Source organism: Nostoc sp., assembly GCF_036917615.1.
Lineage (GTDB): Bacteria > Cyanobacteriota > Cyanobacteriia > Cyanobacteriales > Nostocaceae > Nostoc.
The window spans coordinates 265,628-280,321 of the sequence record NZ_JBALCZ010000068.1 but is presented as its reverse complement, the minus strand read 5'-3'; the positions used below and the strand labels follow the sequence as shown (position 1 = coordinate 280,321).

The 14,694-nt window shown below is 43.4% G+C and carries 13 protein-coding genes and 2 pseudogenes; 8 read left to right on the top strand and 7 right to left on the bottom strand.

What is annotated here, in order from left to right; translation table 11 throughout:
* Window positions 1-385 precede the first annotated feature (385 nt).
* Together V7K85_RS24700 and V7K85_RS24695 are read left to right on the top strand one after the other, a co-directional pair.
* Window positions 386-2,107 carry an iron uptake porin gene (locus V7K85_RS24700; RefSeq protein WP_334817452.1) on the top strand — a complete coding sequence of 574 codons (1,722 nt, stop codon included), beginning with the start codon at window positions 386-388 and terminating at the stop codon, window positions 2,105-2,107.
* A 407-nt stretch (window positions 2,108-2,514) separates the two neighbouring features.
* Window positions 2,515-2,952 (top strand): RrF2 family transcriptional regulator, encoded by a 438-nt coding sequence (locus V7K85_RS24695; protein ID WP_334817450.1) that lies wholly within the window; start codon window positions 2,515-2,517, stop codon window positions 2,950-2,952.
* A 92-nt stretch (window positions 2,953-3,044) separates the two neighbouring features.
* On the opposite strand, the gene V7K85_RS24690 is transcribed toward V7K85_RS24695, so the two are convergent.
* Window positions 3,045-3,197, bottom strand: coding sequence for a hypothetical protein (locus V7K85_RS24690; RefSeq protein WP_334817448.1), 153 nt, complete (start codon window positions 3,195-3,197; stop codon window positions 3,045-3,047).
* A 137-nt stretch (window positions 3,198-3,334) separates the two neighbouring features.
* Here V7K85_RS24690 and cysK point away from each other — a divergent pair, with 137 nt between their 5' ends.
* Window positions 3,335-4,297: a cysteine synthase A gene (gene cysK / locus V7K85_RS24685; protein WP_334817446.1), complete on the top strand. Its 963-nt coding sequence runs from the start codon at window positions 3,335-3,337 to the stop codon at window positions 4,295-4,297.
* A 15-nt stretch (window positions 4,298-4,312) separates the two neighbouring features.
* The gene (locus V7K85_RS24680) at window positions 4,313-5,017 is read left to right on the top strand and encodes a J domain-containing protein (protein WP_334817443.1); all 705 of its coding nucleotides are present in this window, start codon (window positions 4,313-4,315) and stop codon (window positions 5,015-5,017) included.
* A gap of 6 nt (window positions 5,018-5,023) precedes the next feature.
* Here the strand turns inward: V7K85_RS24680 and V7K85_RS24675 are convergent, their stop codons facing one another.
* Complete coding sequence (locus V7K85_RS24675) at window positions 5,024-5,860, bottom strand: hypothetical protein (RefSeq protein WP_334817440.1); 837 nt, start codon at window positions 5,858-5,860, stop codon at window positions 5,024-5,026.
* A 78-nt stretch (window positions 5,861-5,938) separates the two neighbouring features.
* The gene (locus tag V7K85_RS24670; protein ID WP_334817438.1) at window positions 5,939-6,256 is read right to left on the bottom strand and encodes a GTPase; all 318 of its coding nucleotides are present in this window, start codon (window positions 6,254-6,256) and stop codon (window positions 5,939-5,941) included.
* Between the two features lie 128 nt (window positions 6,257-6,384).
* Between V7K85_RS24670 and V7K85_RS24665 the strand changes: the two genes are divergently transcribed.
* Window positions 6,385-7,257 (top strand): 6-carboxytetrahydropterin synthase, encoded by an 873-nt coding sequence (locus tag V7K85_RS24665; RefSeq protein ID WP_334817436.1) that lies wholly within the window; start codon window positions 6,385-6,387, stop codon window positions 7,255-7,257.
* A gap of 107 nt (window positions 7,258-7,364) precedes the next feature.
* Here the strand turns inward: V7K85_RS24665 and V7K85_RS24660 are convergent.
* From V7K85_RS24660 to V7K85_RS24650, 3 genes and pseudogenes are all read right to left on the bottom strand, one after another.
* A pseudogene (locus tag V7K85_RS24660) lies at window positions 7,365-7,968 on the bottom strand (Uma2 family endonuclease).
* A 32-nt stretch (window positions 7,969-8,000) separates the two neighbouring features.
* Window positions 8,001-8,993 carry a PrsW family intramembrane metalloprotease gene (locus V7K85_RS24655; protein WP_334817434.1) on the bottom strand — a complete coding sequence of 331 codons (993 nt, stop codon included), beginning with the start codon at window positions 8,991-8,993 and terminating at the stop codon, window positions 8,001-8,003.
* A complete protein-coding gene (locus tag V7K85_RS24650) occupies window positions 8,990-9,910 on the bottom strand; it encodes a class I SAM-dependent methyltransferase (protein WP_334817432.1) in 921 nt (306 codons plus the stop codon). The genes V7K85_RS24655 and V7K85_RS24650 overlap by 4 nt, the downstream gene beginning before the upstream one ends.
* Window positions 9,911-10,228: 318 nt before the next feature.
* Here V7K85_RS24650 and V7K85_RS36650 point away from each other — a divergent pair, with 318 nt between their 5' ends.
* Together V7K85_RS36650 and V7K85_RS24645 are read left to right on the top strand one after the other, a co-directional pair.
* Window positions 10,229-10,342 (top strand): MscL family protein, encoded by a 114-nt coding sequence (locus tag V7K85_RS36650; RefSeq protein ID WP_442940615.1) that lies wholly within the window; start codon window positions 10,229-10,231, stop codon window positions 10,340-10,342.
* A 28-nt stretch (window positions 10,343-10,370) separates the two neighbouring features.
* The gene (locus V7K85_RS24645; protein WP_334817476.1) at window positions 10,371-10,601 is read left to right on the top strand and encodes an MscL family protein; all 231 of its coding nucleotides are present in this window, start codon (window positions 10,371-10,373) and stop codon (window positions 10,599-10,601) included.
* Here V7K85_RS24645 and V7K85_RS24640 read toward each other — a convergent pair.
* A pseudogene (locus V7K85_RS24640) lies at window positions 10,557-11,525 on the bottom strand (DUF3352 domain-containing protein); the annotation flags it as partial. The gene V7K85_RS24645 and the pseudogene V7K85_RS24640 overlap by 45 nt on opposite strands.
* 553 nt (window positions 11,526-12,078) lie before the next feature.
* On the opposite strand from V7K85_RS24640, the gene V7K85_RS24635 reads away from it, so the two are divergent.
* Entirely contained in the window at window positions 12,079-14,691 is a 2,613-nt protein-coding gene (locus V7K85_RS24635) for a M1 family metallopeptidase (RefSeq protein ID WP_334817430.1), read from the top strand.
* The last annotated feature ends 3 nt before the right edge of the window (window positions 14,692-14,694 follow it).

Below are 14,694 nucleotides of genomic sequence, written 5' to 3'. Positions count from 1 at the left end.
TCATCGACAATAACATAACTGCTCTCGGTTTAGCCTATAACCTGAGTAAAGCGAGACTTAATTCTCTTTAGATTTTCTTTACGAATCAGCTCTTACTCCCTGCTTAGATATTTAGATAACTATGTGTGACAGTTATCAAGGCGATCGCTGTGATCTTGCCATCTAGATCAGATGTTTTATAATGTTATGATATAAAGATATGTTTTTGCATAAGTTAATTACATAAGTTTTTAACCCTAAGTTAATCGTTTATTAGCTTTGCAAAAACTAAAATTGTAGTAATGGCAACTATGCCTCATCCACAGGTTTCAATGAGATGTCGCATTTTTGAGATCTAGGTGCACGAACAGAATTATCTAAACAAGGTGTGAGGAGTAAAGAAAAGATGTCTAATCTCTTGTGGAAATCCTTAGTGGTTAGCCCAGCAGTTTTGGGAGCAACATTGTTAGTTTCGACAACAGCAATTGCGGCTCCAAAGATAACCACTCAAGTATCACCAGCAAAACAACTAGGTGTAACTGAAGTTGCCCAACAGCCAGAAATATTGGCTCAAACAACCATAGATCAAGTTAATCGCTACAGCAACGAAGGCAACCAAAATAACTCTCAGTCTCAAGTAACATCGGTTTCTCAATTTTCCGACGTACAACCCACTGACTGGGCATTCCAAGCATTGCAGTCCTTGGTTGAGCGCTATGGTTGTATTGCAGGTTATCCGAATGCCACTTATCGCGGTAATCGTGCTTTGACCCGTTATGAATTTGCTGCTGGTTTGAATGCCTGTTTGGATCGGGTTAACGAATTGATTGCCACAGCAACAGCTGACTTGGTGACCAAACAAGATTTAGCTACCTTGCAACGGTTGCAAGAAGAATTTTCCGCCGAATTGGCAACTCTACGGGGTCGCGTAGATTCCTTAGAAGCGCGGACTGCTGAATTGGAAGCTAATCAGTTCTCCACTACCACTAAACTAGTCGGTGAAGCCGTTTTTGCCGTTAGTGATGTGTTTGGAGGTAAAACTGGTGACAACAATAATACCGTCTTCCAAGATAGGGTACGTTTAGACTTGCAAACCAGCTTCACGGGTAGAGACGTTTTACATACTCGTCTGGCTGCTGGTAATGCAAGAGATTTTGCACAAGTGGATAACGCTGGTTTGCCTATCAACACTGCGGAAGGCACACAGACGTTTCAAGTCAGTAGCACTGGTACCAACAGTGTTAACATAGACCGCTTGACCTATGAAGTTCCCATCGGCCCAGCCCAAGTTTACATCGCAGCTAGTGGCGGACGGCATAGCCATTATGCAGCCGTCAATAATCCTTACTTTTTTGATCAAACTGACGGTGGTGATGGTGCTTTGTCTACCTTTGCTTCTGAAAGTCCCATCTATCGGATTGGTGGCGGTGCAGGTATAGCGCTCAATCTACCCCTTGGTAAAGGTGGCGGTATTTTGGGAAATAGTTCAATCACAGCGGGTTACTTGTCATCGGAAGCTAATAATCCTGCTCTTGGTTCAGGTGTGGCCAACGGCGACTATGCTGCTTTAGGACAGTTGAACTTTAGTGTTGGCAATCGCTTGGCTTTAGCTGCTACCTATGTTCACGGATATAGTGCCGCAGGTGGTTTGTTGTTCAACTCAGGTTCCACATCAGATGTTTATGGAGACAATGTTACGGTAGGTACTGGACAAGCTAACGTTCTAAGTCCCGCAAATGGATCTTCAAGTAATTCCTATGGTGTGTCGGCTGCCTTTAGACCCAGCGACAAACTGTCAATTAGTGGCTTCGTCTCTTACCACAATATCGTAGGCTTCGGTGCAAATGATGATTATGAAGCTTGGAGTTATGGTGTTGGGTTAGCCTTACCTGATTTTGGTAAAAAAGGTAACGTTTTAGGTCTTTTTGCTGGTGCAGAACCCTATGCCTTTAACCGACCAGGTTTTGTTGGTAATGATATACCTTATCACTTTGAAGGCTTCTACAAGTATCGTGTGTCGGATAATGTCTCAGTTACCCCTGGTGTAATCTGGTTAACCTCTCCTGGTCAAAACAGCGATAACGATGATGCGTTTATCGGTACGCTCAGAACAACTTTCACCTTCTAGAGTGTTGACTATCCAGCGACAATGTTGAACTTTATTGCTCCCCGCCATCAGGCGGGGCTTTTTGTTGTCGATAGCAGCAACGAATAAACCCCGTAGTTAACCGGAGTATACTAGAAAAGTTAGGAGTTGTGAGTTATAGCGGGTTTTATATGAATAGACCAGAGTAGGCTGGTCATTATAATGCCCACTCTACAAGTAACTTACGCCGTGAGCAACTTTTTCTGAGCGAGCTTTTCTAATAGAGGTTGGCGGTATAAAGTTACATATTGCGTAATATCCTAACTCTGCCAATTTTAGATTTTGAATTTTGGATTTTAGATTGAAGGAAAAATATCAAATCCAAATTGAATAACTCCCAGATCCTAACTCCTAACTCCTAACTCTTAACCCCTAACTTATTGCTGCTTGTGGAACTATCGTGTAAATCGGAATACGCAATTCTGGCCTTATTAGAGATGGCTGCTCACTACGAAAGCGGCGAACCTTTGCAAATTCGACAAATTGCAGCACAACAAAACATACCCGATCGCTATCTGGAACAGCTACTAGCAACCCTGAGGCGTGGGGGTATAGTCAAGAGTCAGCGCGGATCAAAAGGTGGCTATCTGTTAACCCGAGAACCCCGGAAAATCATCCTTTTTGAGATTTTGGAATGTTTAGAAGGGTTAGAGGTGCGGACTTGTGAAGACAACGTTAATCTCAAAACGGTAGACAGTTCGGTTATAGAAGAAATTTGGCAAGAAGCAAGTCGCGCGGCAAATTCAGTGTTGCAAAAATATACGCTCCAGGATCTTTGTGAAAAACGAGATTCGCGGCGGCAATTGGATATCATGTACTACATTTAGTCAAGAGTCATTTATCATTTGTTATTTGTTATTTGACCTTTATGAGTGACGCTCCTAACTTCGCTACCGCTATGAAGACAGCCAGTCGCTAATCACTGCGTTGGTGTTAGCGTTCGCGCATCGTAAGCAAGTCCGCGAACGTCTGGGGTTTCCCCAAATAGAGGAGCCAGCCGCATGGGCGGGTTTCCCGACTTGAGCGGACTGGCGTCAAGTGGCGTGAGACGATGCCGCGCATGGGGAGCCATTATTGTTTTGGGTGAACTGCCGAAAGGCAATGCCCAAATTGAAGAAAGTAGCGTGGAAACCCTCCCACAATTCTGGACTCACCAATGACTATTGACTAATGACAAATGACTCTTGACTAATAACTAAGGAATAAATTATGCGAATTGCTCGTAACATTACAGAACTGGTTGGTCGTACACCCCTAGTGCAGTTGAACCGCATTCCCCAAACAGAAGGATGTGTTGCTGAAATTGTGGTGAAACTGGAAAGTATGAACCCATCGGCATCAGTTAAAGACCGAATTGGGGTAAGTATGATTAACGCCGCCGAAGAGGAGGGGCTGATTACTCCTCTTAAGACAATATTGGTAGAACCCACCTCTGGAAATACAGGAATTGCCCTAGCAATGGCAGCAGCAGCTAAGGGTTATCGGTTAATTTTGACAATGCCAGAGACAATGAGTGGGGAACGACGGGCAATGTTGCGGGCCTATGGATCAGAACTGGAACTAACACCAGGTATGGAAGGCATGAGTGGGGCAATTGGGCGGGCGCAGCAAATAGTTAATACTACGCCAAATACCTATATGTTGCAGCAGTTCCGCAATCCAGCCAATGCAAAAGTGCATCGGGAAACTACAGCCCTTGAAATCTGGGAAGATACTGATGGACAAGTAGATATGATTGTTGCAGGAGTGGGCACAGGTGGTACGATCACTGGTGTAGCAGAAGTGATTAAAGCACATAAGCCAAGTTCTAAGGCGATCGCTGTTGAACCTGCCAATAGCCCAGTTTTATCTGGGGGACGGCCAGGGCCCCACAAAATCCAGGGAATTGGCGCTGGGTTTATTCCCCAAGTGCTAAAGATAAAATTGATTGATGAAGTGATTACCGTCAGCGATGAAGAAGCGATCGCTTACAGTCGGCGTTTAGCAAAAGAAGAAGGGCTACTATCTGGCATTTCCAGTGGAGCAGCTTTATGTGCAGCAATTCGCGTTGCCCAACGTCAAGAAAACAAAGGGCGTTTAATCGTGATGATTCAGCCCAGTTTTGGTGAGAGGTATTTGAGTACGCCGTTGTTCCAAGATCTGGAGGCAAGGTTGGCCGCTAGCGTCAGTTAACGATAAATTGAATTAATGGTCAATTCTAAGCACGTTTCTAACCATTACGAAACTCTCAAAGTTAGTCCAAGTGCCAGCCAGGCGGAGATTAAGCAAGCTTATCGCCGCTTGGTTAAATTGTTTCATCCTGACAGTAATCAGGAAACAGCCGATCACGAGCAGATAATCCGCATCAATGCAGCCTATGAGGTTTTAGGCGACAACCAAAATCGCCGTAATTATGACCAACAACTGCAAGATGACTCTCAAAAATTAAATAGCGATCGCCTACAGCGTACAGCATCAGCGCAAAAACATTACCAAACAAGACGAAAAACTGGACGCGATGTTGACGAGCAGGTTGAAGAATGGCTGCGCCAAGTTTACCAACCAGTCAATCGCTTGCTTTGTACCATTCTTTATTCCCTAGAAGAACAAATGGAGCAATTAGCCGCTGATCCCTTTGATGATGAATTGTTAGATGAATTTCAGGAATATTTAAAAACCTGTCGAGATGACCTCAAGCAGGCACAAATTACTTTTCGCTCCTTGCCGAATCCGCCTAGTCTAGCAAGAACAGCGGCTCACCTCTACTACAGCCTCGATCAAGTAGCAGATGGACTCGATGAGTTGGGTTACTTTCCTTTGAACTACGATGAGCGTTATTTACACACAGGTCAAGAACTATTCCGCATAGCTACGGGATTACACTGTGAAGCGCAAGTTTCAGTTAATCAATAGTTTAGTTTAGGAGGCTGTATTTCTTGCCTTTGGTAACGTGAGAAAATATGCGATCGCTGCATCCCCTAAACCTTGTGTAGCGATCGCACCAGCCCCAGCCGCCAGCAAGCTACCTAAGCCAGGTACCAATTTTAAGGCAATATCAGCAATACCGATCATCCCAAAATTTACTCCAACACCTATTCCCGCATTTACAACAAAGTCTTTGACGGTTTGATCAGAAAACTCCCGTCCACTCAGCCAGCCAATATACATAACCATAAAAGTTTGAATACTAGCCACTACTGGTATTGCTGCACCTGGAATAGGATTGGCAGAAACAAAACCACACAAAGCAGTACAAGTTGTAACAAGTATCCTAGCAACATGGAGTTGAAATTTTGTAATATGCGCCATCCGTGATAAAGAGCCGCGTATCTCCTTCGGTGTATACTGAATCATTGTTTCCACTAGTTCAGTGATATTCCACCTATAATCTTCATCTGGGAGAATCAAGCCATTTTTCCCATCTTCGTATTCAGCGTATGCAACAGTAGGAATAACATCTTTTACAGATTTGCTTAATCCTTCTCTTGCTCTCAAGAAAGCAAAAAAACTTTTAACTTGTTCCTGAATATTGCTATTTTTCCTTTCATTGTCAGTTGGTAAAAGAACTCCTGGAGGTGATAATTGATCACATTTTGTCAAAACTCCAATAATTGGTAAGTCCCGCCGATATAGCTTCTTGATTTCTCCAACGATTAATTCACAAATATTAAGGTCTTCCTGACTAGCAACATGAACATCCTCCGCTTTGCAGACAAAGAGAATGACATCTGGGCAATCTTTTTTTACTGCTTGCATGATGCTTTCATAAGGCGTTTTGGCTGAATCATATTGCCTTGGAGCTATTGACTCCTGTAAGCCTCTTGTGTCTAGAATCTAGAGTAAATCACTGCCATTGTGATAGTATTTCTTCCATTCAGCCATGCCCGTTTCTGGTGTTGTATCACTGACTTTTGCAACTTTTAAACCACAAATGGCATTAATCAGAGATGATTTACCGGATCTAGAACGACCAATTACCATAACTCGTGGTGGACGTAGCCCTTGGATAATAGAACGTAAATTGTCCAATTTTTCCTGAAGTTCGTTCTTTAATGGGAAAAATCCGGGAAGTGAGTTCACAATCTTTAGTAGTTCTGTTGCCAGAAATTCATTACGACTCAGCGCCTCATTATTCTCTTGAAAAGCAGTCATCTTTCAAACTCCAAGTTTGACGAGCATTTTTCTTCGTATATTATTCCCCTAAGCACTGACAAAGAAATTAGTTTATGCTGGAAACAGAAAAAGAGTAAGAAATTTTAAATTTTGCTCCCAGTGTACTCATGCAATGTATTGTTAATCGCCGCGCCCAGTTTTCGGCAAGTCATCGTTATTGGTTGCCAGAACTGAGTGAAGCCGAAAATATTCAGAAATTTGGTGCTTGTTCTAGATTTCCTGGACACGGACATAACTATGTCTTATTTATCTCCCTCGGTGGGGAATTAGATGAATATGGCATGGTGCTAAACTTGTCTAATGTGAAACACGTAATCACAGGGGAAGTTACCAGTCAATTGGACTTCTCTTATCTCAACGATGTGTGGGCAGAATTTCAACAAACTCTGCCTACCACTGAGAATATTGCACGGATTATTTGGCAGCGACTAGCACCCTACTTGCCTTTAGTCCGTGTGCAGTTATTTGAACATCCTGAACTTTGGGCAGATTATATGGGAAACGCAATGGAAGCCTACCTCACCATCAGTACTCACTTTAGCGCCGCCCATCGGCTGGCTCATCCTAACCTCAGTAACGAAGAAAACACTGAAATTTACGGTAAGTGCGCCCGTCCTCACGGTCACGGACACAACTACCATTTAGAAGTTACCGTCAAAGGGGAAATTGATCCACGCTCCGGCATGATTGTTGATTTAGGGGCATTGAACCAAGTTATAGAAGATTATGTCGTTGAGCCATTCGATCACACCTTTTTAAATAAAGACATTCCCTACTTTGCCGAAGTCGTGCCCACTGCTGAGAATATCGCACTTTACATTAGTAATTTACTGCGATCGCCTATTGAGGAATTGGGAGCTAAACTTTACAAAGTGAAACTGATTGAAAGTCCCAATAACTCCTGCGAAATCTACTGTACTGAGTCAGAATCAAATTCAGCCAGTGCAGCCGTGAATCAGCCAGTATTAGCACGGGTTTAGCTAATTGGAAATCCAGGCATAGGACATAGGGAATTTATATCATCCCCATGACGCCAGTTGCTTCAAGTCGGCAGAGCCGCCCAACGCACTGGCTCCCCAATGCCCAACTAGAAAAGTTTACTAACTAAACAGTTGAAACCAGGTAGCAAAGGACTTGTCAATTCATCTTGATTAAATAAAGTAACTGCTAACTTTAATGCAGCCTGCTCACGACGATAAACCTCAACTTTTTTCTGTATAGAATCGCAAATCAATATTCCTGAACCCCTTGCACCGAGTACAGCTTTAGCTTTGTTTCCTTGTCGCGTTTCTAATTTTTTTCGCCAGGTGACAGAACTTCTACTACTCTGGTGCGCCCGTGAGGTGTTTAGCTTCATCTAGCAAGTGTTTTAAGCGTTCATGACTTGCCCACACCACATCAGGGATCACATTGTCAGAATCTGAGAAAATAATTCCAGGTGCGATGTCTGACGACAAGCTGCTTTGCATCTACGCAGCTTTACCCAGACCAGTTTCATCTGACCAATTCTTAAGAACTGTAACAATATTGGCGCAGCTTGTTTGATGATCCCAGTTAGGCGCTTTGGTCACAAATATTTCTCCATCAATAATCTCATAGCGATTTCTGCGTTCACGAAGTGTCTCGGAACGAGAATCGCCAGCAAATAGCTCTAGGTCAGCAGTCGTCCAACGCACTGGAGTTGTTTGCATAGAAACCCCCTAGCATTTTCCTAAATCATATTTTAAAAATACCGACGCCGACCGGAATGTCGCAAATAGCGATAAATGCCCCAGGCTAAAACTCCGAAAAAGAGATTTAGTAAAAAGCGAGTAAATATAAACCACAAAATATCAGTATCAAAAAGCTTCGACGGACTCAACGGACTTAGAATCCTAGCTAAGAGAAACAGCCCAAAAATAGCATTTCCACCCAGCACGAGGGCAAATAGCACTAAACTCCTCTGCCAGTAACGGCGCTGGGGTGTACGGTCTGAGATCAGGGTAATGGCGGGTTTGCCTTGCACTTTTCGCATTAATTGTTCTAGTCGCCAAAACATCCACAATAGAAACGGAAATAAACTATAGCTAAGGAAACGCAAGGGTAGTGAGTAACGCCAAGCACTAGATAGGACATTAACTAGGGCATGACAGATTACAGAATTTAGCCAAGCCCGAAAAATGAACTTCCTGTCTCGATTTAACCGAGTGTGGGAGGAAATATAGATTCCTAAGGCATATCCCCAAGGTGCAGAGAACATGGTGTGGACTGGCGTGCCGATAGTCCGGTCAAGAATTGATGCGGTATCGTGGAAAAGGTAAATCCAATTCTCTTCGGCAGTGAATCCGAGGGCAACCGCTACAGTGAACAGAAAAACGGTAGAGTGAAGTAATCGATACCTGCGTTGCAGATAGCAGGTTGGGACAACAACCGCTACCAACTTGCAGCCTTCTTCAATTGGGCCTACTTCCACAAGCTGCCGCAAGGCTATACCAGTAAGCGTAGACGCGCAGCGGCTTGTCGGCAGACATAGCTGAATGTGATGCCAGTCCCCAATCTTGTTGGCTACAATTTCAAAAATCCATTCGAGGCTAAGGGCTAAGATACCAGATATTGCCCCGATGATAAAGAACATCAGCAACCTTAACAGAAGTGGGGCAAATGGCACCCGACAGTAGTAGTACCCTAGCAGCAGCAAGGGTGGTATTGCTGCCCACAGCAGTAGAGAAATAATCAACCACTCACCTGAGCGATCGCTGTGCGGTGACGGTGGGTATTGTTAATCATAGTAGGACTTTGGAAACCCGCTTCAACAATAGCTTGCTCAATGTCCAAAGCAAAATATTCATCTAAATACGGTTCAGTACTTTTGAGCAACGTCAAAATGTAAGCTGGCATTTTCTTATAAACCTCAGATTTGGGATTCATGTCCATGATTGCCAAGTAGCCACCTGGACGCAGCACGCGCCGCATTTCAGCTAAAATTTGTCGGGTTGCTGACTGGGGTAATTCGTGGCACATCAGGAAAATGGAAACTAAATCAAATGAGGCATCTGGTAGCCCAGTAGATTCCGCTTGGGCATGAAGCCAATTAATTTTAGCTTGACGTTGTTGGGCGCGGTAATTGGCAACGGCTAAGAAGTAGGGAGATAAGTCCAAGCCGATAATTTTAGCTTGAGAATAAACTGCTTGTAGGGCAAAAGTACTCAAGCCAACACTACACCCTACATCTAAGATGTATTGCGGCTCGTTGGGGATTTGACTTTTCAGGATATTGTGGTAGCTTTGGCGCAGCATGGGATCACCTTGCGCTTGGGCGTCCTGCCAAATCCTAGCGTGGACAGCGTAGGCAGCAGATTCTACCTCAAAAGCGGCTTGCCAACTGAGATTTCCGGTTTCGTAAGCATGGAATGAGGTGACGTAGTAATTGGGGTAGGAAAGCTGAGGATTTTGTACTTGAGCTAGATCAGCCTTCCAATCAAGCGCTTGTAGTGTTTCGACTTCTTGCGTCCAAGGCACACCAATTCTTTCGGCACGTTTAATCATCATTTGTCTAGCTTGATGCTTGGCTAGGTTAGCTAAAGGCTTGATTGTCAATATGCCATTCACCAAGTGGGAAGCGAAACCAGGATTAGTGTTTACAGTAGCGGTCATAAATTAATTCGCGTTCAACAGCTTTTTTTACTTATGACATACTTGCTGGAGTCCAGTCTAGATGCAAATGGAATTGCATAACCGCAGTCTGCCTCCCCTCACTGACCTCTGGAGACTAATGTCATAGAAAGTTGACATTAATATCTCAGGTGATTTCTTTCTCTAGAGAATCACAATGATCTCCAATTTGTACTTCATCAAAGCCATCCATTCAAGATTGGTAAGATTTCGATACTTAGGAAAATCTATCTAAACAGAGAGGGTAAAAAGCTGAATCCCATCTAAAAAAAACTACAATCAACTTATCGAGTTTCAAGTATGGCAAGAGCCAGAAGAAATGCAAGCGGCTTTTTAAGGGATTTTCAAAAATTTGCCCTCAAAGGCAGTGTAATAGACTTGGCGATCACACTGATTATTGGTTACTGCCTTTAGCCTGGTTATCACCTCTTTGGTTGAGGATATGATCATGCCCTTGATTAACCCCTTAATTAGTGTGACTGGCAAAGACTGGAGAACAATCACCATCAGACCAGGAATTGCGATCGGTCAGTTCTTCAGCGCCATCCTTGACTTTTTAATCATTGCTTTCATCTTATTTGTAACAATTCGCATCTTACAAAAATTGAAGAGACAAGAGCATGTCACCAAATGTATCAATCGGAAATTGCCCCACTATATTCCCAGGACTTGATTGATACTGAAATTTATTTAGTTGCGGATCTAAATTGGCGATCGCTTTTACCCGCACTCCTGCATTATCAACACCAACACCCGCCACCACAGATTTTATCTGCTTGAGTTGCATCAGGGTTTGTGGAGGTAACTGCTTTACCTGCGGACTTGCGGCTGCTAATTGCTGTACCATCCCTGCATAGTCTGGTACATAAATTTGGGCGAGGCTGTTTTTGACATCTACTCCTTTAAGAATGCTGCTGGCACCTTCTTTACTGGCAAAAGAAGACTGTCCCTTAAACGTGTCAATTGCTTTTTCTACAGCTTGCTTTTCGGGGGCTAATACCAAGTGACTATTATTTAAAACTACGCTATACGTCGGCTTACCATTTTGTATAGTTTCGATAATTTTTTGACCTTGGTAGTCAGATTCCTGGAATTTCAACCCTTTTTGTGACTTCAATTTATTAGCAAAATTCAAGGCACTGAGTTTGTCTTTGATTCCCACTACTATCAGGATATTCGCTTCCTGCTGTAAATTTTTTGGTACATTAGGTGTCCCAGACGGCACATTGAACTGCGTCGGTTTAACCGGATTTGGTGGCAGTACAGCAATCATTACACTACCAGCCCAAGGCTTTATGTCTTTTTCATAAGAAACGTTACTGTCACTGAACATTTGCTTATTGAAATCTTCCAGACCTTTTGCCACTAATTTTTGTGCTTCTGGAGTGCCAAACTGCTGTAACTTTGCCCAGGCTTGAGAGTCAGTAGTAATATAAGTTGCCATCAATGCTGTTGAAGGTACTACTTTAGCACTGCCTAGAGCATCTAAGCTACCTCCTGATGGCCCTTTAAAATACGTATAAGCCGCTATACTTCCTGCTACAACTACAGCAGCACCAACAGCAGGAATCAAAAACTTTGATTTACTTTCAGGCATTTTGTTATCCTCTTTTGCTCAGATTGTCACCGAGATTTATACAAGTGTCATTGTAGAGTTCTCGGATTTCTTAATAATTTACGCTCATTGATCGGTATTTACTGATAAAATTAGTAATCCTATAAGTTAGTGGTCTAAAATTACTCTAAAAAATACTTCAATGGGATGAGGGGCAAATCCGCAAATGAGATACTGTTCATCTCAAACAAAATAGCCTGCTCAACAGCGGCAAGCTATTCTAAGTTATAAGAATAATTAGGAGTATTTGTACTTAATGAGAATCTACCGAGGTGCAAGAGACTCTTGACTCGATGACAAAAAAGTGCAAAACATCAGAAAAAGTAGATGCGGAAGGGATATGGAAAAAAGTCCAAGGATCGGCAACCGACCTTTGGAAATTCGGGTGAGATTAATTTCAATTCCCCAATCCCAAAGGGGAGTTCTCACCCCCATATTGCCTTATTGATTTGGGAAATACAGACACCGCTATTTTGCTTAACTACATCCACCAGCCAAGCCAGACTTTTCAGGATTACAAGGTCAGTAAGGATCAATGTCGAAGTCTTATTTTGATACAGATAATAACGGACACAAACCTTTTGAGTTACCGGGAGCAAGACCACACTACAACCCTGATCGCCCCGGACAGGTAGAGCATATTTTTCTCGATCTCAGCTTGGATATCCCCAAGCAAAGCTATCAGGGCAGTTGTAGCATTCGCCTCTTGCCAATCCGTAATGGCATTGACCGTTTGACTTTAGATGCTGTCAACTTGAATATCGAGTCTGTGCAGGTGGACGAGGTGTCACAGAATTTTGACTACGATGGGGAACAGCTTTCCATCCAACTTTCTGAGGCGACCCAGATTGGTAAACGCTTGCTAATTGCGATCGCCTACTCGGTGGCAAAACCGCAACGCGGTATTTACTTTATTCAACCAGATAAACACTACCCAAACAAGCCCACCCAAGTTTGGACTCAGGGGGAAGACGAAGACTCTCGCTTTTGGTTCCCCTGCTTTGATTATCCAGGACAACTGTCTACTTCAGAAATTCGCGTCCGCGTCCCCAACCCTCTGGTGGCGATTTCCAACGGCGAACTGATTGACACCACAGAAGATGGTGATTACAAAATCTACCATTGGTCACAGCAACAAGTCCATCCTACCTACTTAATGACTTTGGCAGTCGGTGACTTTGCCGAAATTCGGGATGAGTGGAACGGGAAAGCAGTCACCTACTACGTAGAAAAGGGACGGGAGGAAGATGCTAAACGCAGCATGGGCAAAACTCCGCGCATGATCGAATTTTTGAGCCAAAAGTATGGTTATCCCTATGCTTTCCCAAAATACGCCCAGGTTTGCGTCGATGACTTCATCTTTGGTGGGATGGAAAACACCTCCACAACCCTGTTAACAGATAGATGCTTGCTGGATGAACGCGCCGCCTTAGATAACCGCAACACAGAAAGTTTAGTTGTCCACGAACTGGCGCACCAGTGGTTTGGTGATTTGGTGGTGATTAAGCATTGGTCTCATGCTTGGATTAAGGAAGGGATGGCTTCCTATTCTGAGGTGATGTGGACAGAACAGGAATATAGTCTTCAAGAAGCAGCTTACTATCGTTTATTGGAAGCTCGTCGTTACATTAGTGAAGATAGTAGCCGCTACCGTCGTCCAATGGTAACACATGTTTACCGGGAAGCTATTGAACTTTACGATCGCCACATCTACGAAAAAGGGTCTTGTGTTTATCACATGATTCGGGCCCAATTGGGAGATGAATTGTTTTGGCAGGCAATTCAAACATTTATCGAAGATAATGCCCACAAAACCGTAGAGACAGTTGACTTACTCAGGGCGATTGAAAAAGCAACCGGACGTAATCTTTTGTTCCTCTTTGACCAATACGTTTATCGTGGTGGTCATCCCGATTTTAGAGTAGCTTACTCTTGGGATGGGGATGCTAATTTGGCAAAAATTACCGTAACTCAAACCCAAGCTGCTGAAGGTAAAAATGGCAGTAAAGATTTGTTTGATCTAAAAATACCTATTGGTTTTGGCTATGTACAGCAGGATTCATCTGCCAAACTCAACCCTTCATTATCCGCACTGACTACTTTCACTGTACGGGTGAATGAACGTGAACAAAGCTTCTACTTTCCACTAGAAAATAAGCCCGAATTTATCAGTTTTGATGTGGGGAATAATTACCTGAAAACAGTAACTTTGGAGTATCCATTACCAGAGTTAAAAGCACAGTTAGAATTTGATTCCAACCCGATTTCGCGCATCTATGCAGCGGAAGCTTTGGCAAAAAAAGGTGGGTTAGAAGCAACGAAAGCACTGTCTGCGGCGCTAAAAAATGACCCATTGTGGGGTGTACGTGTGGAATTGGCTAAACAATTAGCCCAAATTAATTTAGACCAAGCCTTTGATGGCTTAGTTCTTGGGTTAAAAGATAAAAATGCCTACGTGCGACGATCTGTAGTGGAAGCACTTGCTCAAATCAAAACTGCTGAAAGCTATAAAGTCGTGAGAGGGCTGTTGCAAAAAGGCGATCCCAGCTACTACGTTGAAGCAACAGCTTCTCGTGTAATCGGGGCGATCGCATCTGCAAACTTGGAAGAAAAACCCAAAGAAGACAAGGCATTAAAGCTGCTAAAATCCGTTTTAGAAGAAAAGGCGGGTTGGAATGAAGTTGTGCGGAGTGGTGCAATCGTCGGTTTAGCTGAATTCAAAACCTCGGAAGCAGCTTTAAATCTGCTGCTTGAATACACCAAACTCGGTATACCACAACCCCTACGTTTAGCCACAATTCGCGCTTTAGGAAAGATTTCTGTAGGTCAAAGTCCGGTTAATTTGGAACGGATTTTAGAAAAATTAACAGAACTAGCCAAAGAAACCTTCTTTTTAACGCAAGTAGCGGTAGCCGCAGCATTAGGACAAATGGAAACACCCAAAGCAGTCAGGATTTTGCGATCGCTAGCTGAACAAACAGCCGATGGGCGTGTACGTCGCTATGCTGAAGAAGAAATTTCCAAGGTGCAAAAGAATATTGGTTCAGAAAAAACCCTGCGTCAATTGCGTGAAGATTTCGACCAACTCAAACAACAAAACCAGGAATTGAGAAGCCGTTTAGAAAACTTGGAGGCCAAATCTAAATAGCAC